Source organism: Nonomuraea antri, assembly GCF_013283785.1.
Taxonomy (GTDB): domain Bacteria; phylum Actinomycetota; class Actinomycetes; order Streptosporangiales; family Streptosporangiaceae; genus Nonomuraea; species Nonomuraea antri.
Genome location: NZ_JABCPZ010000124.1, coordinates 1 through 24,564 on the forward strand (window position 1 = coordinate 1; position 24,564 = coordinate 24,564).

Below are 24,564 nucleotides of genomic sequence, written 5' to 3' on the forward strand. Positions count from 1 at the left end.
GGGTGATCTCGGCGTTGTCGCCGGTCACCACGTCGTCGCCGGGGCCGCCGAACAGGACGTCCGCCTCGTCGTCCGCGCCGGCCGTGGCCGAGCCACCGGCCAGGTCGTCGTGACCCTGGCCGCCTTCCACCCAGTCCACGCCGGGCCCGCCGTGCGCCTGGTCGTCGCCGTCCTGGCCGCGCAGCCGGTCGTGGCCCGCCTGGCCGAAGAGCCGGTCGTGGCCGGCCTCGCCGTCCGCGCGGTCCGCGCCCGCGCCGCCCTCCAGCCGGTCGTCACCGTCGTTGCCGTGCAGCTCGTCGTCGCCGGGGCCGCCGAAGCCGGTGTCGGCGTCGGGGCCGCCGTGGATCAGGTCGCCGCCGCCGGACGTGTCGCCGGTGAAGGGGCCGTCCTCGCCGCCGTTGTCGCCGATCAGCACGTCCGCGCCGGTGTCGCCGTACAGGGTGTCGCCGGTGTCGTCGGCGCCTTCCTTCCCGCTGCCGCCGACGACCAGGTCGTCGCCCGGGCCGCCGAACGCGGTGTCCGCGCCCGCCTCGCCGGTGACCGTGTCGGCCTGGGCGCCGCCGTGCAGCGTGTCGTCGCCGGGGCCGCCGCCGACCTCGTCCGCGCCGTCGCCGCCGGAGCCGGTGTCGGCTCCGGAGCCGCCGGAGACCTCGTCGTCGCCCGCGCCGCCGTGCAGCTCGTCGTCGCCGCGCTCGCCGCACACCCGGTCCGCGCCGCCGCCGGCCTCGACCCGGTCGGCGCCGCCGCCGGCCGAGACGACCTCGCGGCCGGCGCCGCCCAGGATCAGGTCACGGCCGTCGCCGTCGCCGCCCGTCTCCCCGCCCGTCTCGGTGCAGGGCTCGGCGCGGTGGCGGTCGCCGAACACCGTGGCACCGCCGTCGCCGCCCACGACGTGGTCGTCGCCGTCCCCGCCGACCAGCAGCTTGGCCGAGGCGGTGACGCCGGCGGGCAGCGGCTGGTGGGTGACCGATCGGACCGGCCCGTACGGGCTCGTCCCGGTGACCTCGCCCACCGCCGACGGCTCGGCGATCACGTAGTCGTCGCCGGGGCCGCCGAAGATCTCGTCCTTGCCGTGGCCGCCGGCCAGCACGTCGTCACCGCCGCCGCCGACCAGGAGCACGCTCTGGCCGGGGCGCGAGTGCCCGGCCACCAGGTCCACCGCGGTGCCGCCGTACACCTTGTCCTGGCCCGCGCCGGTGTCGACCAGGTTGGTGCCGGTGTCCTGCGGTCCGGCCGCGTCCGGCTCGGTGGCCTGCCGCGGGCCGGTGTGGATCTCGTCGTCGTTCGAGCCGCCGGTCAGCGTGTCGCCGCCGGGACCGCCGACGATCAGGTTCGGCTGCGCCCGGTACTGCGGCGCGTCGTCGGCCAGCGGGCTGTCGGAGGACACGCCGATGGCGTCCGCGCCGCCGTTGCCGTAGAGCCGGTTGGCGCCCAGCCCGGCCGCGATGCGGTCGGCGCCGTCGCCGGCCGCGTCGGCGGGCGCGCCGGGCAGGCCGTCGGCGTTCCAGTCGGCCACCTCGACGTCGCCGACCTTGCGGGTGGCGGGGTTCAGCCCGGCGTCGCCGGCCACCCAGTCGCCCGCGCCGCCCACCGTCACGTAGTCGTCGCCGGGGCCGCCCGCGACGATCGCCGGGGGAGTACCGTGCTGGTCGCCGGTGGTGATCTGGTCGTCGCCCGGGCCGCCGTCCACGACGGACGCGCCCGCCCCGGTCAGGACGACGTCGTCGCCGCTCCCGCCGAACGCCACGACCTTCTTCCCGAACGGGTACGGCTTCCCGTCCGCCCCCGCGTACCCCTGGAACACCAGCTTCAGCGCGCCCTTCGAGCCGCGCCCGTCGGCGAGCACCCGGTCGAGCCCGGCCGCCCGGTGCTCCTCGCGGAAGCCCAGCGCGGAGACGGCGAACCCGTCGGGCAGCTGGGTGACCGTCCACTGCTCGGCGTCGTCGCCCGGCGCGCTCCAGTCCGGCCCCCTGGCCTGCCGCATCGCGCCCACGTGCAGCACCAGCGCGTCGCCGCTGACCGTGGCGAGCTTGGGCGGATCGGCCTCGCACCTGGGCTTGACGGCGAAGTCGAGCAGCGTGACCTCGACGATCGTCCAGTCGAACCGCTTCTTGAAGATCGAGATGCCGATCTCCACCCACGCCTTCAGATAGACCTTGAGCTTGCCGTCCATGGTGAACAGGCACTGCGGGTTGCGCAGCAGCACCCGGGCGAACTCGCCGAACCTGAACCTGCCGTCGTTGTTCGGGTCGGCCCAGCTCATCGCGATCGTCAGCGCGATGCCGCCGCTGACGCCCGCCTTGACCAGCAGCACGTCCACCGCCGCGCCCGCTTCGAGCGTGCCGTACAGGGTGATGACGGGCAGCGGGGCGCCCCGGTCGTCGGTGGTGCGCAGGTAGAGGCTGTCGAGGATCTGCAGGTCGGCCTTGCCCGCCTCGATCGCCTTGCGGATGCCGTAGGTGTCGAACCCGGCCCTGATGCGGGCCTCCACCCCGGCCGTGCCGGAGATGACCACCATGACCGGCGGCGGGGCGTAGACCGGGCCGAACGACTGGCTGTAGGTGAAGCCGAGACGCAGCGGGCCGGAGTCGTAGGAGACCAGGTCCACGTCCTTGCCCATGAGCAGGCTGAACAGCGACCTGCCCTTGTTCTCCAGCACGGGGAAGGTGAAGCCGGCCTTCTTGGCGTGCGCCAGCGGGCCCTGGTCGGGCTCGGCCGTCGTCTTGGCGGCGCCCTCGCACGTCCTGGCCCCGGCGTCGAGCGCCGCGAACAGGTCGTCGGCGGCGAACGTGGTGCCGCTGATCAGCGAGTCCGCCACGTCGGGGGAGTTCGGCGTGGCCAGCGCCCTGGCGCCGGCCACCTGGAAGCCGCCGATGCGGATGGGCAGCGAGCCGCGGCAGTCGGGCAGCCGGCCCAGCAGCCTGATCACCTCGGGGACCTTGGTCAGGAACTCGGTGGACCTGTCGCCGCCCAGCGTGTTGAACTTCTCGGCGATCGTCATCAGGTTCACGTCGCCGCCGCCGGCCGCCCTGCTCAGGTCGGACAACACCGGGATCGGCGCGTAGAGCTGGTCGACCACCGGCCTGACCGGGTCGGTGAGCCGCTTGACCTGCGTCACCACCGGCCCGAGCACGGTGCGGAAGAACTGCCCGGCCTCCAGGGTCACGTCGTTGAAGGCGATGTTCAGCTCGTCCGGGTTCGGCGCGCCGCCCTTGGTCAGGTCCCAGTCGAGGTGGAAGTCGCCGTACAGGCCGGGCAGCATCGGCGAGCCCGGACGCACGGTGAAGCGCCAGTCGATCGCGGCCTTGGCCGACAGCGAGGTCTGCAGCAGGTCGTCGCCGAGCTGGGCCAGGCCGATCCTGCCGACCGGCTTGAGCCCGACCGTGAACGCCCCGGCGAACAGATCCGGGTTGCCCTGCTTGTTGGCCAGTTTCACGTCCAGGATGGCGAGCTTGGCGTCGATCTCGTCGGGCAGCGTGACGTTCACGCCCACGCCCAGCTTCGGCGCGTCGGCCTCGGTGGCGTCGAGGTAGAAGCCGGTCTCCCTGTCGATGCCGACGGTGGCGCGCAGGGTCCAGCCGACGCTCGCCCGGGCGCCCTTGCCCGCGCCCTGGCGCAGCGCCAGCCCCGGCACGCCGATGTTCAGCGGGCGCTCCACCGCGAGGCAGCCGCTCACGCAGCCCTTGACCGGGTCGATCTCGCCCTGGCCCGTCTTGATGGTGAACGCCAGGCCGGTGAGCTGCGGCACCGGCACGTCGTCGCAGGCCGCGCCGGAGGCCGGGCCTTCCGGCGTGGTGCAGCTGATCACCGGTTCGAGCTGGTCGCCCAGGACCGGGCCGAGGTTCGTGGTGATCCAGCTCTTCAGCCCGGCGCCGGTGCCCTGTTTGGGCAGGTGCGCCATGGCCGCTCTGACCTGCTCGCGCTTGGCCCCGATGAAGTCGGCGCCCTGCTGCAGGTCGTGTCCGACCAGCGGCAGCCTGCCGTCCTGGGCGGCGAAGCGCATGCCGGTCTCCAGCGTCATCAGGTAGCGGTCGACGCCGTCGGCGAGGTTGTTCCAGTCCATGCCCATGTTGAGCGGCAGGGTGGAGAAGTCGAACGCGGGCGACTCCAGCCGCGGGATGTCGCCGGGCAGCGGCGTGGTCGGGTCGAACATGTCGGCCAGCGGCGCCGCCCTGGGCAGGCGCAGCACGAACCGGTGCTTGCCGTCCTGGGTCACCGGCGCGCCGGCCAGGTACACCGGCAGCACCGCGCACAGCGCGAGATCGGTCTCCGCGGCGCGCGGGTCGCCGGCGCAGCTCACCGGGTTGCTGCTCTCGTTGAGCGACAGGTCGACCCCGGCGAAGAACGCGGCCGCGCTGACGGGCTCCTGCTCCTGGCCGCCGTAGCGGAGGTTGACGCTGTAGTCGAGCGCGGCCTGCAGCGGGTCGCCGTCCTTCTTGCCGACGGCGACGGGCAGCGGGCCGATGGTGGCGTCGATCTGCCCGTTCACCTCGGCCCGCGCGCCCAGCCAGAGGTTGGACGACGGATCGATGAGCAGGTCACGGGCCGGGTCGAAGCCCTTCTTCAGCGGCAGGGCCAGGCCGAGCTGCACGCCGCCGTCCACCGCCAGGTCGGCGGTGCCCTGGCCGGAGGCCGACATCAGGCTCCGGTCGCCGAGGGCGAAGCGCACCTGCTCGCGCACGGTGGCCCGCTTGTCGTAGGAGAGCGTCAGCTCCAGGCGTCCCTGCTGGTAGCCGACCCTGACCTGGCCGCCGAGCGCCTCGTTCAGCTCGGTCACCAGGGCCTGCAGGGTGTCCGGCGGGGCGGCGGCGAGCCGGTCGACGGCGTCCTTGAGCGGGGAGCGCAGGCTGTAGGGCGTGCCCGGGTCGGGCAGCCGGGGCTTGAGCGAGGCGGTGAACACCAGCGTGTGCTCATCGCACACCCGGGCCACGACCAGCTGCCTGCTGCCGATGCTGACCGCCCGGCCCACGTGGGCCTGGGTGAACGTGCGCGAGGGGTCGGTGAGGAAGCCGCTCTCGCCGCTGTCGCAGGCGCCGTCGCCGTACACCACGCCGGGGCCGCCGCCCTTGTCCTCGGCCGCGACGAGCTCCGACACCGAGCGGTCCACCAGCGGCAGCTTCTTGCCCATGACCTCGGCCACGGGTCCGGTGCCCTTGACGCCGTCCAGGTACGTGGCCACCGCGCCGAGCGACTTGAGCACCATGCCGAACAGCTCGCGCGGGTTGTCGCCGGAGAAGCCGAAGTCCTTGATCCGCTCCAGCCGGTCGAAGCCGCGGAACTCCAGCGTGGCCGGGTCGGCGATGTCCGGCATGACGACGTCGCCGCTGAGCGTCCCGCCGAAGAACTCCGCCATGCCCGGCACGCCGATGCTCACCCTGGCCTGCGCCTGGGCGCGCACCACCGGCTCCAGCGCGTCGCCCGGGCGGGCGGCGAGCTGCTCGAACAGCCTGGCCAGCGGCACGTCGCCCTGCTCCTTGAGCTTGACCTGCGCCAGGTAGCCGCCGCCGGCGCCGCTGGTCGTCACCGTGCCGGTGATCCGCACGCCCAGGTAGCCGACCGAGGCGTGCACGTCCACGCCGGACGTCACCGACAGCCGCGCGCCGAACAGGTCGCGGCCGGTCCGCAGCATCACCCGGTCGGACGGCCTGGGCAGCTCACCGACCACGGTCGAGGTGCCGTCCGGGTTGGTGTGCCGGTACGGGCAGGCCTTCTGCTGGCCGTCCTGGCGGCTCGCGCAGGCCTGGCCGGTGACCGGGTCGCTCAGGTCCAGCACGACGGTGGCCTCGGCGTGGTAGCCGCGCATCACCTGGGCGGTGGAAGCGGTGGCGTTGGCCTGCGCGATCCCGGTCTTGTCCTGGAAGGCGTCGCCGAAGGTGATCTGGCCGATCAGCGGGTCGGACGCGGCCACCCGGTAGGCCGTGCCCGCCGCCGGGACCCCGCCCAGCCAGCCGTCGCCGGTCAGCGTGATCGTGTCTGCGGTGTTGGCGTCCACGATGCCGGTGAACGAGCCGGCCGTGATCGTGCGGCCCTGGAACTCGCCGGGCCGCCAGGTGCGTCCGGCGTGCTTGACCGTCTTGGCGGTGTACGTGACGCCCTGGCCGTGACCGCTGCTCGCGGCGCCCGCCGGGTTCAGCGGCTCGGGGGCCGGGCCGGCCGTGCGGTCCACGGCGAGCGTGAACGCCAGCTTCCTGGCCGCGTCGTCGTAGCCGGCGCCGGAGACCTTGATCACCGCGCCGCCCGGCAGGTTCTTCGCCGCGGCCAGCGCCGCCAGCATGCTCTGGATCGAGGTGAACTTCGGCTGCCCGGTGTCCGGGTCGACGCTGTCCTTGACGAACTTCTCGATCGCCTCGGCGACGTGCACCGCGTCGGCCAGGCTGCCGCGCATGAACGGCAGGTTCACGTTGCCCAGCGTGCCGCCGTCCTGGCCGGTCCAGCGGGCCCGCTGGGCGGCGGTGATCGCGTTGGCCAGGTGGCCCAGGCCGTCGAGCAGGTCCTTGGGGGCGAGCGTCTGGAAGCGGTTGAGCCGGTCCAGGTCGGCCTGCGTCAGCTCCACCTTCGGCGCGCCGGTGGCCAGGTCGGGCCAGCTCACGTTGACGGTGGCGGCGGCCCCGGCGACGTCCGCGCCGGCCAGCGGCTGGGCGCGCAGGCCGAGCTTGGCGGCGGCGGTGCCGGTCCTGGTGAAGGCGAACAGGCCGGTGCCGCCGCCGAGCTCGTCCAGGTCGAGTCGGCCGTCGCCGTCCGGGTCGGACAGGGCCGAGCCGATCGCGGCGTCGAAGGCGAGCGTCGAGTCGGCCAGCAGGTCCATGCCGAGGATGCCGAACGCGGCCGTCGGCTTGGCGCCGGCGGCCAGCGCGCCGGTCGCCCTGACCGTGACCGCGGCCTCCTTGCCCAGCCAGACGGCCTTGGTGGCGGTGTCGTAGGCGAAGGGCAGCTTGGCGGTCAGCTTCAGCGTGACGTCCACGCCGCCGGAGGTGGTCAGCGACAGCCGGGGCGTGGCGCTGGAGATCGAGATCGGCTTGTCCGCGACGGTCTTGGCGACGTCGAGGGTCAGGTCCAGGTGTTTGACCGTGCCCTCGGTGCGGACGTCCGCGGTCAGCTTGCCGCCGGGCACCGGGTACTCGTCCTCGACGTCGCCGAGGCTCGCGATGTCCTTGAGCCGGTCGTGCACGGCCGTCTCGAACAGGCCGGCCAGGCCGAGCCCGCCCTCGCCGCCCGGCACCACGCCCGTCAGCGGGAGCTCCTCGCCCAGCGCGCCGAGCGTGGCGAAGCCCTTGCTCACCTCGGAGAAACGCCGCACGGCCGACAGCAGCGCGGTGGCCTCCGCGTCACGCTCGACGGCCGCGCCCGCGGCCGTAGGCGGCAGGCCCACCAGCGTGGCGGACGTCACGGCGACCGCGCACCACATCCCGAGCAGGCGACGTCCGAGCACCATGACCCCTCCACGACCGAGCGAACCGTCGTGGAGTGTTTAATGATCGTCACTTGCGACGCGGTTGGAGCTCAGTGGGACACCAGGGAGCGGCGTCTCAGACCGGCACGGCCTTCTGCTCGGCGGCCGTCCTGCGGGCCTTCTCGGCCAGCGCGTGCTCGTCGGTCCTGGCGTCGTAGCGGCGGAACTTCGGCAGCGCCGCGCTCAGCGCCGACACCGCCATCACGCACAGCACGCCGCCCGACCACAGCGAGAACCTGTTGCCGCCCAGCGCGGCCATCAGCGAGGACCTGGTGTTGCCCAGCATGGGGCCGCTGGCGTACGACAGCAGCTCGATGCCCGCCAGCCGGCCGCGCAGCTCGCCGGGGATCGTCTGGTTCCACAGGGTCGAACGGAAGATGCCGCTGATCATGTCGGCCGCCCCGGCCAGCGCCAGGCAGGCGAACACCGCCCAGAAGCTCGGGATCGCCGCAGCCAGCGCCACCGCCACGCCCCACAGCCCGGCCGCCAGGATCACGCCCAGCCCGTGCCGGTGCACGCGCGCGGTCCAGCCGCCGGTCAGCGAGGCGATCAGGGCGCCGATCGCGCCGGCCGAGTACAGCAGGCCCTGGGCCTCCTGCATGCCCAGCTCCTCGGCCAGGAACGGGTACAGCGCCGTGGACATGGCGAACACCATCGCCGCGATGTCCACCAGGTACGTGCCCACCAGGTCGCTGCGGCCCACCGCGTACCGCACGCCTTCCACCAGCGACTTCAGCGACGCCGGCGCCGCGTCCTCGGCCGGCGGCGCGGACCTGATCGGCCACAGCAGCACCAGCGACAACACGAAGCTCGCCAGGTCGATCCCGTACGCGGTGGCCGGCCCGTACGCCGCCACCAGGAAACCGCCCAGCGCCGGGGCCACGATCGCGCCGAAGTTCCAGCGCAGGCTGCTCAGCACCGCCGCCGCGCCGAGCTGCTCGTGCTTGACGATCTGCTGGCTGAGCGCCTCCATGCTCGGCCGCTGCAGGCAGGCGATGCCCGTCGAGATCGCGCCCATCACGTACAGGACCCACACCTGCGGGTTCGGCAGCATCGCGTTGACCATGAGCGCGCCCGAGGTGATCATCAGGCCCACTTCGCTGAACAGGATGATCTTCCGGCGGTCCATCGCGTCGGCGATCGCGCCGCCCCACAGGCCGCACACCACCATCGGCACGAACTCCGCCAGGCTCACCAGCCCGACCGCCACGTGCGAACCGGTCAGCTCCTTCATCTGGTACGGCACCGCCACCAGCGAGATGAACGAGCCGAACATGGTGATGACCTGAGAGACCGTCAGCAGCCGGAAATCCCGGGAGTCGCGCAGCGGGCTCAGGTCCAGGGCCAGATGGCGGAGCAGCGATTTCACACGATGGGACACGGGGTCACATTGTCGGGCGTTACGCCTGGTCAGGGCAAATCAATTCCGGCACGCGAAACGGCCCCCGGGGGTTCCGGGGGCCGTCGTCCGCAGCGGGCGTCTACGCGGCGGGCACCTGGTCGAGGAAGCCGAGCACCCGGCGGATCCTGCCGTCCTCGGCCAGCTCCACCACGTCGAACCCGACCGCCACCGGCTCGCCGCCGACCGGCCCGAGGTGCCAGGTGAAGCGGGCGGTGTGGTGGTGGGCGTCGAACACCTCGCCCGGGGTGAACACCAGGCCGGGGAACATGGCCTGGGCGCCCTCGATCACCGCGGCGATCCCGGCGTGCCCGGCCACGTCGGCCAGCGGGTCGGTGTAGGTGGCGTCGCCGGTCCACAGCTCGGCGACGGCCTTGGCGCGGGCGTCGGCGTCGGTCTCGTTCCAGGCGGCGACGTAGCGCTCGACCAGGGTGGCGTTCATCTTCGATCTCCTTCGACCGGTCGTACGAGAGGGGGCGGGGGACTACTGCTCGCGGGCCTTGCGCAGGCCCATGATCTGCAGCTCGGCGAACCCGGCGACCACGAGCGCCTGCGCGACGGCCCAGATCGCGCCCAGGGTGGTGAATCCGGCGACGCCGGTGATCACGGCGGCGATGCTGCCGAGCGTCCAGGCGATGTTCAGCGCGATGACCGCCCGGGTGGCGGCCGGGCTGATGGCGCGGCGGCCGGCCAGCAGGCCGACGGCGGCGCCGTACACGAGCAGGAAGACGCCGATCCCGCGCAGCAGCCCGGCGTCGGGGCCGAGCAGCTCGCCCACCGGGCCGGCGAAGGCGAGGTAGATCAGACCGTTGCCGCCGGTCACGACGGCGTCGGCGGCCAGCGCGAGACGCAGGAACTTGGTGCGGTCGGCGGTGACGGTCAGGGCGGTCATCTGTGGCTCCTTCAGGTGTTCTTGCTGACACCTGAAAGATGTCATCCGAGGCGTAGGCGGCGCGATTACGTGTGAAGTAATGCCGGAGGCCGGGGTGGGCCGGACTGAAGATCGATCGAGGCGACTCGGCGAAATGGAATTCCTTGAAGAATGCACCATTTCCACATCGCGGGTAATTCGACGTCGCCTGAAATGAACCCGGATCGAGGACAACTCGTCTTTCCTGATAAGGGGACATGTTGACGGCCTCGGGCGCATCATGCGTAGATCTTTAAATAAAAGGTGGTAACGTCTGGGAAGGATGTGGCGCATGCACCGCACCATCAAACGCGTCGTTCTATCGACGCTGATGCTGCTGCCGCTCGTGGTGGCGCCCGGCACCGCGTTAGCCGATCACGACTACGACGGCCTGGTGCCGACCGACACGTACGACGTCCCCTGCCTCAACGCCGCAGGCCCCGGCGACGGAAACGTCTGCCAGACCGACAACGCCGACCTCTACTGGTACGCGGACAAGAACGACTACGCGGCCCTGGAGGCCAACGACCAGGACGCGCTGCGCACCATGCTGGCCGGGGAATTCGTCCCGACGGATTTGGCGCTGGCCTATGATTCCAGCCCTGTCTTCTCCGGGTCGGGCGAGACCGACGTCGTATTCCAGGAAGAAACCGACGGACTGAGCGGCTATTTGGGTTTCACCTGGTGCGACGACGCGGTCAACGGCGAGTGGTACACCTGCGACCAGACCTACATCCGCATCGAGACGCCCGACGGGTACCGGCGCTTCAGCGGGTCGATAGCCTGCCACGAGACCGGGCACGCCGTCGGGCTGGTGCACGGCCCGGAGGCGTCACCCCGGCTCGGGGCCGGCGACAACCGGCTCGGCTGCATGGAGAACGCCGACGAGTTCCCTCGCCGTCTCGGCGCGGCGGGCACCCACCTCATCAACGTCACCTACTGAACCGGGAGAGGTTATGAGACGCACACCCGTGTACGCCCTGGCGGTCGGCGTGCCGCTCGTGATCGTCACCGCTGCCGTGACGCTGGTGGCGGCGAGCGGCGAGCGGCCCGCCGGCCCGAGGCCGCCGGCCGCGGCGCCCCCGGCGGCCGCCGGGCCGGCTCCGGACGGCGAGGTCGTCCTGGGCGACGGCCGCGACCGCACCGCGAGCGTGACCGCCTCGGACTGGGCCACCTACGCCGACCACGTCGTGGTCGTCACCGTGGTCGGGGAGTCCAAGCGGTCCCCGAGCAGGACCGAGGTCGAGCGGCGTGAGGGCATGATCGGCCGCACCGTCAGCCTGCGCGTGGACAAGGTGCTCTGGTCCGCCCCTGACACCCCTCAGCCCGCGCCCGCCACGCTGCTGGAGTCCGTGCCCGGCTGGGTCTTCAACGACAACGACGGCCGCGGCACCCGTAAGTTCGCGATCAAGAACTCCTCCCGGGTCGAGGTCGGCCACACCTACGTCAAGGCTCTCGAATGGGAGGACGACGTCTGCTCGGACGATCCCGCCAAGGGCCGGTGGGAGGGGCTCGGCTCGGGCGGCGTCATCCCGTTCGACGGCGGCGTACTCGGCGTGGGCGAGTTCGAGGGCCGGCCGCGGACCCTCGCCGAGGCCAGGGCGAGCCTGCGGGGCGTCGACCCGGTGCTGCGCGGAGTTCGCGAGCAGACGCTGGGCGCGCCGGTGAGCACGCTGGTCGAGCAGGTCCGGGTCGCCGCGCCACGGGCGGAGCTGGAGCACGGTCCCGGCGAGTGCAACCCGAACGACAAGTAACGGTCCGGGCCCACGGTAGGCCGATCGGACGTGAGAAACGCGTCGCCTGCGGGGCGGAGCAACCCATATCACCCCGCAGGCGACGGGTCCGGGAGGATCAGCTCCCGAGCACCTCGCGGCGCAGGTGGGTCTTGAGGATCTTGCCGCCCGGGTTGCGCGGCAGCTCGCCCTCCCTGAACCAGACATGCACCGGAATCTTGAACTTGGCGATGCGCTCGGCCAGGAACGACCGCAGTTCCTCCGGCGTGACCGACTCGCCGGGCGCGACCTTGACGACCGCGCCCACCTCCTCGCCCAGCTCGTCGTGCGGCACGCCGATGACGGCGGCGTCGTCCACGGCCGGGTGCTCGAACAGGGCCGCCTCGACCTCGGCGCAGTAGACGTTCTCGCCGCCCCTGATCACCATGTCCTTGGCCCGGTCCACGATGTAGACGAAGCCGTCCTCGTCGGTCTTGGCCAGGTCGCCGGTGTGCAGCCAGCCGGCCACGAACGTCTGGGCGGTGGCCTCGGGCTTGTTCCAGTAGCCCAGGATGACGTTGGGGCCGCGTACGCACAGCTCGCCCACCTCGCCGGGCGGCAGCTCCTCGCCCAGCGGGTCGACGATCCTGACGTCGACGACGGCCGAGGGCAGGCCGATGCTGTCCGGCCTGGCCTGGTAGTCGGCGCCGCCGTTGCCGATGGCCAGGGCGGTCGTCTCGGTCATGCCGTAGCCGTTGGAGGGGGCGCGGTCGGGCAGGTTCGTGTTGATGCGCTCCAGCAGCTTGGGCGGGGCGGGCGCGCCGCCGTAGCCGAGCGTGGTCAGCGAGGACAGGTCGTACTTGCCGAAGTCGGGGTGCGACATGAGCTGCCAGGCGTTCGTCGGCACGCCGATCATGGTGGTGACCTGCTCGCGCTCGATGAGCCTGAGCGCCTGCTCGGGGTCCCACTTGTACATGAGCACCAGCCCGCCGCCGGTGAACATGGTGGTGGTCAGGGCCGAGAAGCAGCCGGTGACGTGGAACAGCGGCACGGTCAGCAGCGTCACCCGGCGCACGCCGGCCGCCGCGCCCGGGTCCTTGCCGGACAGCGCGACCGCGCGCAGCAGCCCGTAGGCGACGGTCATGGGTGACTGGCCGAGGTTGCGGTGGCTGCCGAGCGCGCCCTTGGGGTGCCCGGTGGTGCCGGAGGTGTAGAAGATCGTGGCCGGGTCCTCGGGCGACAGCTCGACGTCGGGGAACGTCGCGGCGGCGGTGACCTCGCCCAGCACCTCGTCCCACGCGCGCGCCCCGGCGGGCGCCTCGCCCCTGGTGACGATCATCGGCACGCCCGTCGAGGCCAGCCTGGCGGCCCGCTCGCCGTCCGCGATCAGCACCTTCGCGCCGGAGTCGCCGACTCCGTAGGCCAGCTCCGCCTCGGTCCACCAGGCGTTGAGCGGCACGGCGATGCCCCCGGCGGCCAGGACGGCGGAGAAGGCCACCACCCATTCCGGGTAGTTGCGCATGGCCACGGCGACCCGGTCGCCCTTGGTCACGCCGTACTCCTCGACCAGGCGGGTGGCCAGCGTCGCGGCGCGCCGGTAGTGCTCCTCGTAGGTGATGTGCTCGTCCTCGTAGACGAGGAAGACCTTCTCGCCGTGGAACCTGCTCATGTCGAGCAGGGCGCGGGCATGCGCGGGCGCGTGCTTCCACGTCCGTACGCCGGTATCGCCGATCTCTTCGATCTCGAACAGCTGACCGGGACCGGTGAGCTGGGCCTGGACCTGGGCGTGCGAAAGGGACATGCGCGAACTCCCGCAGTGAACGGCTAATCCGGATAATTCACAGTACCGACCGGTAGGTACGTCGCGCTAGAGCCGGAAAACCGCGATGAAACTTTCATGCCAAGGCCGATAGTTTCGACTGCTGAGCTGCTGCGTTGGCCACGACCCGGCTCCGCCATTGACCCTTACAGCCCATGTCAATACCGTCCGATTGCGATCCGCCCACGGTCGAAACTTTCGGAGGTAGATGTCCCGTGTTGTCGTCAGCGCTCACCAGAGCCCTCGCCCTGTTCGGGCTGATCATCACATTCCTGCTGCCCACCACCCCGGCCGACGCGTCGGCCCCGCTGCGCCAGCACGCGGCCGCCAGGGGTAAGTTCATCGGCACCGCGCTCGCCACCGGCCCGCTGGCCGGCGAGACCTCCTACCGCTCCATCGCCGGCGCCGAGTTCAACCAGATCACCGCCGAGAACGCGATGAAGTGGGACGCCACCGAGCCCAGCCAGGGCCAGTTCGCCTTCTCCGGCGCCGACGCGATCGTCGACTTCGCCGTCCAGAACGACCAGCAGGTCCACGGCCACACCCTGGTCTGGCACAGCCAGACGCCGGGCTGGGTGCAGAGCCTGGGCGCCGCCCAGATGCGCGCCGCCATGCAGAACCACATCAGCCGGGTCGTCGGCCGCTACGCGGACAACCCGGCCGTGGTCTCCTGGGACGTCGTCAACGAGGTCTTCGACGACAACGGCAACCTGCGCACCTCGTTCTGGTACAACACGCTCGGCCAGAGCTACATCGCCGACGCCTTCCGCGCCGCCCGCGCCGCCGACCCCGACGCCCGGCTGTGCATCAACGACTACAACGTCGAAGGGATCAACGCCAAGAGCACCGCCATGTACAACCTGGTCGCCACGCTGCGGCAGCAGGGCGTCCCGGTGGACTGCGTGGGCTTCCAGGGCCACCTGGCCATCCAGTACGGCTTCCCGAACGACCTGCGGCAGAACCTGGAGCGCTTCGCCGCGCTCGGCGTGCAGGTACGCATCACCGAACTGGACATCCGGCTGCAGACCCCCAGGGACGCCACCAAGGACGCCACCCAGGCCACCTACTACCGCAACGTGGTCAACGCCTGCCTGGCCGTCACCGCCTGCGCCGGCGTCACGATCTGGGGATTCACCGACAGGCACTCCTGGGTGCCCGACACCTTCCCCGGCCAGGGCGCCGCGCTGATCTACGACGAGAACTACCAGAAGAAGCCGTCCTATACCGCCGTGCACGACGCGCTGGCCGGCGGCACCACCGACCCCACCCCGCCCACCACGCCGGGCACTCCGGCCGTGAGCGGCGTCACCGCCACCTCGGCCACCCTGACCTGGGCCGCCTCCATCGACACCGGCGGCAGCGGGCTGGCCGGCTACACCGTCTACCGCGAGCAGGGCGCCACCGACCCGCCGCTGGCCCAGAGCACCGGCAACACCGTCACGCTGACCGGGCTCAGCCCGAACACCGCCTACCAGGTGTACGTCCGGGCCCGCGACGGCGCCGGCAACCAGTCGGCGGCCTCGCCCACGGCGTCCTTCACCACCACCGGCGGCACCGGCACCGGCGCGTGCACCGCCACCGGCACCGTGCAGACCCAGTGGAACACCGGCTACGTCATGCAGCCCGTCACGGTGGCCAACACCGGCACCAGCGGCATCACCGGCTGGACCGTCACGTTCACGCTGCCCGCCGGGCACACCGTGACCGGCTCGTGGAACGCCGTGCTGAGCGTCAGCGGCCAGAACGTCACCGCCAGGAACGCCGGCTACAACGGCACGCTCGCCCCCGGCGCCAGCACCTCGTTCGGCTTCCAGGTGAGCAGGCCGGGCGGCGACACCCGCACGCCCGGCGGCTACGACTGCATGTGAAAACTCTCATTTAACATTCTGTTATAGCTCCGCTACGCTCAGTAGCGAGAGAGGGGTTGTTCTTCACCGAACTCAGGAGGTTCCATGCACCGCACCCCCCGTCGTATCACCGCCACCACACTCATCGCCGGGGGGTTGCTGCTCTCCGCATCCCCGGCCTACGCCGTGGTCGACCCGGTCGCGTTCGCCCAGTGCGTCGCGCACTCGGCGACCGACGTGACCTCGCTGGTCGACCCGCACAGTCCGGGTCTGCCCGCCGAACCGCCCGCCGTGAGCTGCCTGCATCCCTGATCGCTCCCGCCGGGCGCGGGGCGGCGCGGCGAGACGCCTCCCGCCGCGCCGCCCCACCTTCCCGGTCACGTCGGTGTCCACGCTGCATGTTCCCCGAAGGAGTTTCGTTGTCCGTCCGAGCCCTCATCGCCGCTGCCGCACTGGCCACGGCCGCTGTCGCGGTCCCGCCCTTCGCCGCGCAGGTCACCGGCGCCTCTGACCCGGCCAACGTCAACGTCCAGGCCATCGTCGACCGCGTCAACCTGTTCCTCCTCACGTCCTGACCCGCATGCGGTCACTGCGTTCCGTACCCGAGCGGCCGCGCGGGGCGCCCAGCGTCCTGACCCGCCTCGGCTACCTCATGTTCCTCAGCCGCTGGATCCAGGCGCCGCTCTACCTGGGGCTCATCGCCGCCCAGGTGGTGTACGTGTGGCGCTTCATGGCCGAACTGGTGCACCTGATCCAGCTGGGGTTCGGCGGCAGGCCGGCGGAGACCACCGTCATGTTGATCGTCCTCGGGCTGGTCGACGTGGTGATGATCTCCAACCTGCTCATCATGGTGATCGTCGGCGGCTACGAGACGTTCGTCTCGCGGCTGCGCATCGAGGGTCACCCCGACCAGCCGCCGTGGCTCTCCCACGTCAACGCCAACGTGCTCAAGGTCAAGCTGGCCATGGCGATCGTCGGCATCTCCTCCATCCACCTGCTCCAGATCTTCATCAACGCGGCCAGACCGGCCGTCACCGACAGGGAACTGCTATGGAAGACACTGATCCACCTGACCTTCATCGTCTCGGCGGTGGCGCTCGCGCTGATCGACCGCATCATGGAGACGGGCCGGCCCCGGCATGGCAGAGTCGTCGGCATCCGCTTGGCCAACGGCTCCGACCTGCCCAAAGACCGCATCGCGGCGGCCTGACCCGGTGCCCGTGCCAGGGGAGGTGGCACTGATGCGCGCCTGCCTGGCCGTCACCGGCCTGACCGTGACCGGGGTGCTGGCGATGGGCGTGCCCGCATACGCCGAGCAGCCCGCACAAGCCGGGCCGCGGCCGCTGGTCGGCGATGTGATCATCTTCAACGACGAGATCGTCGAGCCGGTCTCCGCCCCCGTCAGCACCTGCGGGGACGCGCTGCCGCTGTTCAGCAACTCGAAGATCACCTGCAAGGACGCCTCGCGCGTCTCCGACGACGACGCCTGAGCCGGCGCCCGCCCGGGGCCGGACGGGCGGGCGTCCAGGCGGTCTAGCTCTGACGCAGGGCCGGCATCGGGATCGGGATCTGGTACGCGGTCGCGCCCGCGCCGACCCCGCCCTCGCAGGTGTTCGGCGGCGCCGTGGTGACACCCCTGGTGGAGGGGCGTTCCGCGGCCCAGAACATGTAGCCGAGCATCCCGGCGGTGGTCCCCGCCCCGTTCGGCGCCACGGAGCGCACGAACGAGCCGGTCGAGTTCTGCAGCGACGCGGCGAAGTTCGTGCACTCCGGGCGCACCTTGCCGCCCTCGGCGATGTACAGGCTGCCGGTGAACCTGGCCGGGGCCAGCGGCGGCACCGGCGGTGAATACTGCGGCTTGCCGTCCACGTGCTCCTGCCAGTTGGCGATCGCGCCCGACGTGCTGGGCTGCCTGGCCGGCACCATCGCGTTGGCGTAGTCGAGCACCGGCGCGTCCGTGCGCAGCCAGTCCGCGGTGGCCTTGCGGTTGATGTCGATCAGCCACCGGTCGCCCGCCGCCACGTCGATGGTCAGCCGCGCCGCGTGGTCGGCGCCGCTCGCGTCGTAGGGCAGCACGGCCCGGTAGGCCGTGACGAACGCCTGCAGCCCGGCCAGGTCCGGGCCGTTGTTCTCCTCGTAGTCGATCTCGACGCCCACGCCCAGCCGCCGGGCCAGCGCCGCGGCGCCGCGTCCGAGCCCGGCGGCGTCCTCGGCCAGCGCCTGGTTCCACGCGTCGGTGTAGGTGATGCCGCCGATCGACACCATCACCCGGATGCCCCGGCCGGTGAAGTAGCCGACGATCTCCGGGGTCATGCCGCGCGGCACGCCGTTCAGCGTGGTCGCGTCGGTCGTCCCGCGCAGCAGCTTGAGCGGGTGGACGAAGCTGAGCACCACCAGGTTGACCGACGGCCGGCCGTCGCCCCGGTCGATCAGCCAGTGGTTCTTGCCGTCGAACTCCGCGACGGCGCGGACCGTGCCCCAGATGCAGGCGTCGTCGCCGCAGTGCCACGCGCCGTAGACCTGGGGCGGCGTGACGGCCGCCCGGGCGGGTGAGAGGAACAGGAACGGGGCCAGCAGCACGACGAGAGCGGCCAGTCGCCTCATGGGAGCCTCCCGGGCACGGGCGGGGTACTCGCGGTAACTGTAAAGAACGTAACCGGAAACCGGCCCGCTTCACAGACTCGCTTCGTCCCTGCCCGCCTGGTCGAGCAGCGCGCGCATGGCGGACTCGGCCGCGTCTGGGTCGCCGTCGCGTACGGCGTCCAGCACGGCCTGGTGGGTGGCGGCGAAGCCGGGACGCTCGCCGCTGGAGTGCACCAGCCGGTCGCGGGCCGACAGCGCGGCGGCGATCACCACTTCCAGGCACTCCATGATCTCGTTGTGCGTGGCGGCCAGCAGCAGGCGGTGGAAACTCAGGTCGGCCTCGGTGTGCGCGACCGGGTCCGCGGCCGTGTCGGCCATGCGGCGCAACGCCGACTCCAGCGCGGCCACGTCCTGCTCGGTGCGCCGCTCGGCGGCCAGCCGCGCCCCGGCCGGCTCCACCACCGAACGCACCTCGGCCAGGTCGCGCAGCATGTCGAGATCGCCGCGCTGGGTGAAGCGCCAGCGCAGCACGTCCGGGTCGAGCAACGACCACTCGTTGCGCGGGCGCACGAACGTGCCCCGCTTGGGACGGGCGTCCACCAGACCTTTCGCGGCCAGTGTCTTGAGCGCCTCCCGCACCACGGTATGGCTCACCTGGTAGCGTCGCCCCAGTTCGGCGGGGTCCAAGTTGCCGGTAGCCTCAGGATCGCCGCCCACGATCCGGCGGCCGAGGTCTTCCACGACCTCACCGTGGACGCCCCGCCTTGGATAGCTCATTCCCGTCTACTCTCTCTTCCGTTATCGAATTGACAGAGATAAATCTTAAAATATGAATACACGGCCATTTCACCGGAGGATTTTCCTCCTTAGTCTGGCCGCGGCGGTGATGGTGCTGGTGAGCGCCTGTGGCACGGGCGGCGCCGGGCCACAGCCGGTGAGGCTGACGTTCTGGGCCTGGGTCCCGGGCATGGACAAGGCGGTGGAGCTGTTCAATCGCACCCATCGGGACGTTCAGGTGGAACTCGAGAACATCCCGCCGGGCCCGAGCGGCGGCTACGCCAAGATGCAGGCCGCCGTACTGGCCGGCAACGCCCCCTGCCTCGCGCAGATGGAGTTCCAGGAACTGCCCGCGTTCCTGCTGAACCGGGGCCTGGTCGACCTGACCCCCCACCTCACCGACCGGGACCGCGCCGACTTCCAGCAGGGTACGTGGGACCTGGTGGAGTTCGAAGGCGGCACCTACGCCGTCCCGCAGGCCACCGGCCCGATGGCGCTGTACTACCGGGCCGACCTGTTCGAGAAGTGGGGCATCGAGGTGCCCGCCACGTGGGCCGAGTACCGCGAAGCCGCCGTCAAGGTGCGTGCCGCCGACCCCGACGCCTACGTCACCACGTTCTCCTCGGTCGACGCCGCGCCGTTCATCAGCATGGCCTGGCAGGCGGGCACGCCCTGGATCGACGCCACCGGCGACGTCTGGCGCACCGAGATCACCAGCCCGGCCTCGGTCCGGGTGGCCGAATACTGGCAGGGCCTGATCAGGGACGACCTGGTCAAGATCGAGCCGCAGTTCACCCCGTCCTGGTACCAGGACCTGGCCGATGGCGACCTGGTCGCGATGCCGGTGGCCCAGTGGGCCGAGGCGATCATGGCGGCCAACGCGCCGGCCACCGCGGGCAAGTGGCGTGCCGCGCCGCTGCCGCAGTGGGAGGCCGGCAGCACCGCCTCGGCCAGCTACGGCGGCTCGGCCACCGCCGTGATGCGCGGCTGCGCCCACCCCGAGGCGGCGACCGAGTTCGCGCTGTGGATCAACCGCGACCCGGGCAGCGTCGGCATGCTGATCAAGAGCGGGTTCGGCTGGCCCGCCGCGATCTCCGGCATGTCGAACCCGGCGCTCACCGCCCCGTCGGCCTTCCTCGGCGGCCAGCGCACCGGCGAGCTCTTCACCGCCTCGTCCGAACGGGTGCCCGGGGGCTGGGTGTGGTGGCCCACCTTCACCGACACCGTCAAGATCCTCGGTGACCGGTTCCAGCAGGTCATCGACGGCGGATCGACGCTCGTGGACGCGCTGAAAGCGGCCGAGTCCCGCACGATCGAGCAGATCAGGAAGAAAGGGCTGAGAGCGGAATGAGCAAGCGCTCAGCGGCGGCATTCCTCGCCCCGTTCCTGGTGTTGTTCACGGCGTTCTTCGTGGCGCCCATGGTCTACGCGCTGGTGCAGAGTCTGACGTCGGTGCGGCGGTCGGGCCTGCTCGGGCTGCACGGCTCGACCACCGAGTTCGCCGGTCTGGAACATTACGGCACCGCGCTGTCCGACCCCGACTACGTTGCCGGGATCGGCCGTATTCTGCTTTTCGCACTGATCATGGTGCCTCTGATGGTAGTGTTCTCCACCGCTCTGGCGCTGGTGCTGGAGTCCGGCATGTCCCGCTGGCCGCGATTCTTCCGCACCACGTTCTTCCTGCCGTACGGCATCCCCGGCGTGATCGCCTCGATCATGTGGGGCTTCCTGTACGCGCCGGGCACCTCGCCGTTCACGCCGCTGTTCGAAGCCATCGGCGTGCCTGCCGACCTGCTCGGCCCCGGCCTGGTGTTCTGGTCGATCATGAACATCGTGGTGTGGCAGTTCGCCGGCTACAACATGCTGATCGTGGTGGCGCAGCTCCAGTCGATCCCGCGCAGCCTGTACGAGGCCGCCCGCATCGACGGCGCCGGCGCGTTCCGTATCGCCTGGAGCGTGCAGCTCCCGCTGATCAGGCCCGCGCTCGTGCTGATCACCGTGTTCACCGTCATCGGCGCGCTGCAGCTGTTCAACGAGCCGTGGGTGCTCCAGCCGCTGTCCGGCGGCATCACCAGCACGTACACGCCGACGCTGACCGCGTTCAAGGAAGCGTTCAACGGCAACAACCTGAGCCTGGCCGCGGCCGAGTCGATCATCCTGGCCGTGGTGATCTCGGTGTTGTCGTTCGGCTTCCTGCGCCTCGTGGGAAGGGGGCGCGGGTGACCGCCGTCCGGCCCCGGTGGCTGGTGACCGTCCTGCTGCTGGTGCTGGCCGGGTACTTCCTGCTGCCGCTGTACTGGCTGGCCGTGGCCGCCACCAAGGACACCGGCGGGCTGATCGGCTCCGCGCCGCTGTGGTTCTCCGAACCGCGCCTCGCCGCCAACCTGGGCGAGCTCGTCACCTTCGGCGACGGCATCTTCGGCCGCTGGACACTCAACTCCCTGCTGTACGCCGGCGCCGGCGCGCTCGGAGCCACGCTGATCTCCGCCTGCGCCGGGTACGCGCTGGCCAAGTGCGAGTTCCGCGGCAAGGAGGCGCTGTTCAACGTCATCCTGGCCGGGGTGCTGCTGCCCATGACCGCGCTCGGGCTGCCGCTGTTCCTGCTGATGTCCCGGCTGGGGCTGGCCGACACCTACTGGGCGGTGCTGCTGCCCAGCCTGGTCAGCCCGTTCGGCGTCTACCTCTCACGCGTCTACGCCGCGACCGTGCCGGACGAGGTGCTGGAGTCGGCGCGCTCGGAGGGCGCGGGGGAGTGGCGGATCTTCTTCACGATCGCCGCGAAGATCATGGCGCCCGCGCTGGTGACGATCTTCCTGTTCCAGTTCGTGGCGATCTGGAACAACTACTTCCTGCCGCTGGTGATGCTGGCCGACCCCGAGCTGTTCCCCATCACCCTCGGCCTGACCGGCTGGCGGGGCTTCGCCGACCGCCAGCCGATCCTGCAGACACTCACCGTCACCGGGGCGTTCGTGTCCGTCGTCCCGCTGATCGTCCTGTCCGCCGCGCTGCAGCGGTTCTGGCGCGCCGGACTGACCGAGGGCGCCGTACGCGCGTGATCAGCGCGCCAGGCGCAGCGTGACCAGCTCGAACGGCCGCAGCCTCACCGGGATCTCCTGGCCGGGACGCTCCGGCCCGGCCAGCGGCCGCTCCAGCAGGTCGGTCACCGTCACCGAGGTCACGGGGAAACCGGCCGTGAGCGTGGCCGCGGCCCGGCCGCCGCGCGACTCGTGGAAACGGACGATCACGTCGCCGCTGCCGTCGTCGGCCAGCTTCACCGCGGTGATCACGACGGCGTCGTCGTCCACCGTGACCAGCGGCGCCACCGCGGCGTCGCCGGGCACCTCGCGCTCGGGCAGGTTGACGAACCAGCCCTCGCGCACCGCGTCGCCGACCGTCGCGCCCGGCACCAGCGCGTGCCTGAACGTGTGCCTGCCCTGGTCGGTCTCCGGGTCGGGGAAGCGCGGCGCGCGCAGCAGCGAGACCCGCAGCGTCGTGGTGGTGCCGCCGTCCGCGCGCACGGTACGCGTCACGTCGTGGCCGTAGGTCGAGTCGTTGACCACGGCCACGCCCCAGCCCGGCTCCTCCAGGTGCACGAACTTGTGGTTGCACGCCTCGAACTTGGCCGACTCCCAGCTCGTGTTGGTGTGCGTGGCGCGGAAGGCGTGGCCGTACTGGCTCTCGGCGGCGTACCGCTCGGCGCGCACGTCGAGGGGGAAGGCGAGCTTGAGGAACTTCTCCGTCTCGTGCCAGTCGACCTCGGTGTCGACGTCGATCCGGCGTCCGGCCAGCGAGATCACCTGCGTCACCGACGACGCGCCGAAGGAACGGGTGACCCGCACCGAGCCCGGCTCCCGGCCCGCCGCGACCTCGTCGGCGGCGGTCAGGTCGACGACCGTGTTGCGGTAGAACTCGTCCACGTCCCAGGCGTCCCACATGTTCGGGAAGTCCTGGTGCAGCTGCAGCAGGTTCGCCGCCTGGCCGGGGGCCACGCTCTCGCGCCCGGCCGCGTGGTCGTAGGCGGAGACGATCAGGCCGCGCCCGTCGATCTCCACCCGGACCAGGCCGTTGTCCAGGACGAAGCCGCCGCCCTCGCGCGGCTGCCTGCTCGGGCCCGGCTCCGGCGCGGCCGGGGCCGCGCCGCCGGCCGCCACGCCGTTCCTGGCGTGCGGGGCCGCGTTGAACACCAGCCGCCCGCCGCCCGCCGCGTCGCCGGCCAGCGCCCGCTGCGCGTCGGCGATCAGGCCGTTCAGCTCCCCGGCCAGCGCCGCGTACGTGTCGCGGGCCTCGCGGTGCACCCAGGCGATCGACGAGCCGGGCAGGATGTCGTGGAACTGGTGCAGCAGCACTGTCTTCCAGATCCGGTCGAGCCGCTCGTACGGGTAGGGCGCGCCGGCGCGCACGGCCGCCGTGGCCGCCCACAGCTCGGCCTCGCGCAGCAGCGACTCGCTGCGCCTGTTGCCCTGCTTGGTCTTGGCCTGGCTGGTCAGCGTGGCCCGGTGCAGCTCCAGGTAGAGCTCGCCGACCCAGACCGGCGGGCTCGCGTACTCGGCCTCGGCCCTGGCGAAGAACTCGGCCGGGGTCTCCCAGGTGACGGTGGCCGAACCCTCCAGGTCGCGCAGCCTGGCCGCCTTGGCCACCATCTCGCGGGTGGTGCCGCCGCCGCCGTCACCCCAGCCGGTCGGGGCCAGCGAGTGCCTGGCCACGCCCTTGTCCTTGAAGTTGCGCGCGGCGTGCGCGATCTCCTTGCCGGTCATCGAGCAGTTGTAGGTGTCGACCGGCGGGAAGTGGGTGAAGATCCGCGACCCGTCGATGCCCTCCCACAGGAACGTGTGGTGCGGGAACGCGTTCGTCCTGCTCCACGAGATCTTCTGGGTGAGCAGCCGCTTCGCGCCGGCCGCCTTGATGATCTGCGGCAGCCCGGCCGCGAAGCCGAACGTGTCGGGCAGCCACACCTCCTCGTTGTCGACGCCGAACTCGTCGATGAAGAAGCGCTTGCCGTGCACGAACTGCCTGGCCATCGCCTCCGAGCCGGGCATGTTCGTGTCGGACTCCACCCACATGCCGCCGGTCGGGACGAACCGGCCGGCCGCCACCGCCTTGGTCACCTTCGCCCACACCTCGGGCCGGTGCTCCTTGATCCACGCCCACTGCTGGGCCTGCGACATGGCGAAGACGAACTCCGGCTCGTCGGCCAGCAGCGCGGTCATGTTCGAGGCCGTCCGCGCCACCTTGCGCACGGTCTCGCGCAGCGGCCACAGCCAGGCCGAGTCGATGTGCGCGTGCCCGACCGCGCTGACGCGGTGCGCCGACGGGACCGCGGGCGCCGACAGCACCCCGGTCAGCTCGGCGCGGGCCGCCGCGGCCGTGCCGTTGACGTCCTGCAGGTCGATCGCGTCCAGCGCGCGGTCGATCGCGCGCATCAGGTCCCAGCGCCGCCCGCCGTCGACCGGGAGCTCCATCATCAGCTCGCCGGCCACCTCCAGGTCGATGACGAGCTGCCACACCGTCTCGTCGAAGACCGCCAGGTCCATCCGGGCCAGCCGGTACTGCGGCGCGCCGCCCGCGGTCTCCCTGTCACCGAGCCGGGTGGGCAGGAAGGGGTGGTAGTCGAGGATCACCGGGTTCGACGCGGCCTCGATCCGCAGCTCCACCGGCTCGCCGCCGCTGACCGGCGCGCCGATCCGCACCCACTGGTTACGCGGGTTGAGCCCCTTCACCGGGGTGCCGTCGGGCAGGTAGACCAGGCCCTCGCACTGGAAGCCCGGCATGTTCTCGTCGAAGCCGAGATCCAGGATCGCCTCCACGGTGCGTCCCGCCCACGCGTGCGGCACCGTGCCGGTCACCGTGAACCAGCTCGTGCCCCACGGCGCGCCCCACGCCGCCCCGGCCGCGATCGGCTCGCCCGCCGCGGCCAGGCCCTCGGCCACCGGAACCGGCTCGCCCGGCGCGTGCCAGACGCTCACCTCCAGCGGCACGGACTCGGGATAGACGGCTGGACGCAGGCGTTCGTCCAGCACGCGCTTGAGACGGGCTTCGACCAGCGTGCGGTCGTCATGCATGGAAAAGC

The 24,564-nt window shown here is 71.6% G+C and carries 18 protein-coding genes; 10 read left to right on the forward strand and 8 right to left on the reverse strand.

All coding sequences use genetic code 11. From position 1 onward, the window contains the following. The 4 genes from HII36_RS32700 to HII36_RS32715 all read right to left on the reverse strand — a co-directional run. Positions 1-7,432, reverse strand: a 7,432-nt coding sequence (locus HII36_RS32700) for a calcium-binding protein (protein ID WP_173527155.1), incomplete at its 3' end; no start/stop codon positions are given. 94 nt (positions 7,433-7,526) lie between these two features. Beyond that, positions 7,527-8,831, reverse strand: coding sequence for an MFS transporter (locus HII36_RS32705; protein ID WP_328807990.1), 1,305 nt, complete (start codon positions 8,829-8,831; stop codon positions 7,527-7,529). Between the two features lie 100 nt (positions 8,832-8,931). Continuing rightward, complete coding sequence (locus HII36_RS32710) at positions 8,932-9,291, reverse strand: nuclear transport factor 2 family protein (RefSeq protein WP_173527156.1); 360 nt, start codon at positions 9,289-9,291, stop codon at positions 8,932-8,934. A 42-nt stretch (positions 9,292-9,333) separates the two neighbouring features. Beyond that, entirely contained in the window at positions 9,334-9,741 is a 408-nt protein-coding gene (locus tag HII36_RS32715) for a hypothetical protein (protein ID WP_173527157.1), read from the reverse strand. 310 nt (positions 9,742-10,051) lie between these two features. On the opposite strand from HII36_RS32715, the gene HII36_RS32720 reads away from it, so the two are divergent. After that, a complete protein-coding gene (locus HII36_RS32720) occupies positions 10,052-10,702 on the forward strand; it encodes a hypothetical protein (protein WP_173527158.1) in 651 nt (216 codons plus the stop codon). Between the two features lie 13 nt (positions 10,703-10,715). Then, the gene (locus HII36_RS32725) at positions 10,716-11,513 is read left to right on the forward strand and encodes a hypothetical protein (protein ID WP_173527159.1); all 798 of its coding nucleotides are present in this window, start codon (positions 10,716-10,718) and stop codon (positions 11,511-11,513) included. 97 nt (positions 11,514-11,610) lie between these two features. Here HII36_RS32725 and HII36_RS32730 read toward each other — a convergent pair whose 3' ends face one another. Further along, on the reverse strand, positions 11,611-13,272 hold the full coding sequence (locus tag HII36_RS32730) for a class I adenylate-forming enzyme family protein (RefSeq protein ID WP_173527160.1): 1,662 nt from the start codon (positions 13,270-13,272) through the stop codon (positions 11,611-11,613). Positions 13,273-13,505: 233 nt separating this feature from the next. On the opposite strand from HII36_RS32730, the gene HII36_RS32735 reads away from it, so the two are divergent. From HII36_RS32735 to HII36_RS32755, 5 genes are all read left to right on the forward strand, one after another. After that, positions 13,506-15,158 (forward strand): endo-1,4-beta-xylanase, encoded by a 1,653-nt coding sequence (locus HII36_RS32735; protein ID WP_328807991.1) that lies wholly within the window; start codon positions 13,506-13,508, stop codon positions 15,156-15,158. A gap of 84 nt (positions 15,159-15,242) precedes the next feature. Next, a complete protein-coding gene (locus HII36_RS32740) occupies positions 15,243-15,449 on the forward strand; it encodes a hypothetical protein (protein ID WP_173527162.1) in 207 nt (68 codons plus the stop codon). 107 nt (positions 15,450-15,556) lie between these two features. Beyond that, complete coding sequence (locus HII36_RS32745; RefSeq protein ID WP_173527163.1) at positions 15,557-15,712, forward strand: hypothetical protein; 156 nt, start codon at positions 15,557-15,559, stop codon at positions 15,710-15,712. A 5-nt stretch (positions 15,713-15,717) separates the two neighbouring features. After that, positions 15,718-16,347: a TIGR00645 family protein gene (locus HII36_RS32750; protein ID WP_173527164.1), complete on the forward strand. Its 630-nt coding sequence runs from the start codon at positions 15,718-15,720 to the stop codon at positions 16,345-16,347. A gap of 31 nt (positions 16,348-16,378) precedes the next feature. Next, complete coding sequence (locus HII36_RS32755) at positions 16,379-16,627, forward strand: hypothetical protein (RefSeq protein WP_173527165.1); 249 nt, start codon at positions 16,379-16,381, stop codon at positions 16,625-16,627. Between the two features lie 43 nt (positions 16,628-16,670). Here the strand turns inward: HII36_RS32755 and HII36_RS32760 are convergent, their stop codons facing one another. Next, complete coding sequence (locus HII36_RS32760; protein WP_173527166.1) at positions 16,671-17,741, reverse strand: hypothetical protein; 1,071 nt, start codon at positions 17,739-17,741, stop codon at positions 16,671-16,673. Between the two features lie 69 nt (positions 17,742-17,810). Next, positions 17,811-18,461, reverse strand: a complete 651-nt coding sequence (locus tag HII36_RS32765) for a FadR/GntR family transcriptional regulator (RefSeq protein ID WP_328807992.1) — start codon at positions 18,459-18,461, stop codon at positions 17,811-17,813. A 145-nt stretch (positions 18,462-18,606) separates the two neighbouring features. Here HII36_RS32765 and HII36_RS32770 point away from each other — a divergent pair, with 145 nt between their 5' ends. Genes HII36_RS32770 through HII36_RS32775 form a run of 3 tightly spaced genes read left to right on the forward strand, consistent with a single transcriptional unit; the run spans position 18,607 to position 21,553 of the window. Continuing rightward, positions 18,607-19,848 (forward strand): ABC transporter substrate-binding protein, encoded by a 1,242-nt coding sequence (locus tag HII36_RS32770; protein ID WP_236004097.1) that lies wholly within the window; start codon positions 18,607-18,609, stop codon positions 19,846-19,848. Beyond that, on the forward strand, positions 19,845-20,720 hold the full coding sequence (locus HII36_RS55955; RefSeq protein WP_217370258.1) for a carbohydrate ABC transporter permease: 876 nt from the start codon (positions 19,845-19,847) through the stop codon (positions 20,718-20,720). The genes HII36_RS32770 and HII36_RS55955 overlap by 4 nt, the downstream gene beginning before the upstream one ends. Next, a complete protein-coding gene (locus tag HII36_RS32775; protein ID WP_328807993.1) occupies positions 20,717-21,553 on the forward strand; it encodes a carbohydrate ABC transporter permease in 837 nt (278 codons plus the stop codon). The genes HII36_RS55955 and HII36_RS32775 overlap by 4 nt, the downstream gene beginning before the upstream one ends. On the opposite strand, the gene HII36_RS32780 is transcribed toward HII36_RS32775, so the two are convergent. Next, on the reverse strand, positions 21,554-24,556 hold the full coding sequence (locus tag HII36_RS32780; protein WP_173527170.1) for an alpha-mannosidase: 3,003 nt from the start codon (positions 24,554-24,556) through the stop codon (positions 21,554-21,556). It abuts the gene before it with no gap. Between the last annotated feature and the right edge of the window lie 8 nt (positions 24,557-24,564).

Bases quoted from the DNA above. Each gene is read 5' to 3' on its own strand.
- HII36_RS32715 (WP_173527157.1), bottom strand. From the start codon at position 9,741: ATGACCGCCCTGACCGTCACCGCCGACCGCACCAAGTTCCTGCGTCTC.
- HII36_RS55955 (WP_217370258.1), top strand. From the start codon at position 19,845: ATGAGCAAGCGCTCAGCGGCGGCATTCCTCGCCCCGTTCCTGGTGTTG.
- HII36_RS32740 (WP_173527162.1), top strand. From the start codon at position 15,243: ATGCACCGCACCCCCCGTCGTATCACCGCCACCACACTCATCGCCGGG.
- HII36_RS32710 (WP_173527156.1), bottom strand. From the start codon at position 9,291: ATGAACGCCACCCTGGTCGAGCGCTACGTCGCCGCCTGGAACGAGACC.
- HII36_RS32730 (WP_173527160.1), bottom strand. From the start codon at position 13,272: ATGTCCCTTTCGCACGCCCAGGTCCAGGCCCAGCTCACCGGTCCCGGT.
- HII36_RS32755 (WP_173527165.1), top strand. From the start codon at position 16,379: ATGCGCGCCTGCCTGGCCGTCACCGGCCTGACCGTGACCGGGGTGCTG.
- HII36_RS32750 (WP_173527164.1), top strand. From the start codon at position 15,718: ATGCGGTCACTGCGTTCCGTACCCGAGCGGCCGCGCGGGGCGCCCAGC.
- HII36_RS32770 (WP_236004097.1), top strand. From the start codon at position 18,607: ATGGTGCTGGTGAGCGCCTGTGGCACGGGCGGCGCCGGGCCACAGCCG.
- HII36_RS32720 (WP_173527158.1), top strand. From the start codon at position 10,052: ATGCACCGCACCATCAAACGCGTCGTTCTATCGACGCTGATGCTGCTG.
- HII36_RS32725 (WP_173527159.1), top strand. From the start codon at position 10,716: ATGAGACGCACACCCGTGTACGCCCTGGCGGTCGGCGTGCCGCTCGTG.
- HII36_RS32760 (WP_173527166.1), bottom strand. From the start codon at position 17,741: ATGAGGCGACTGGCCGCTCTCGTCGTGCTGCTGGCCCCGTTCCTGTTC.
- HII36_RS32780 (WP_173527170.1), bottom strand. From the start codon at position 24,556: ATGCATGACGACCGCACGCTGGTCGAAGCCCGTCTCAAGCGCGTGCTG.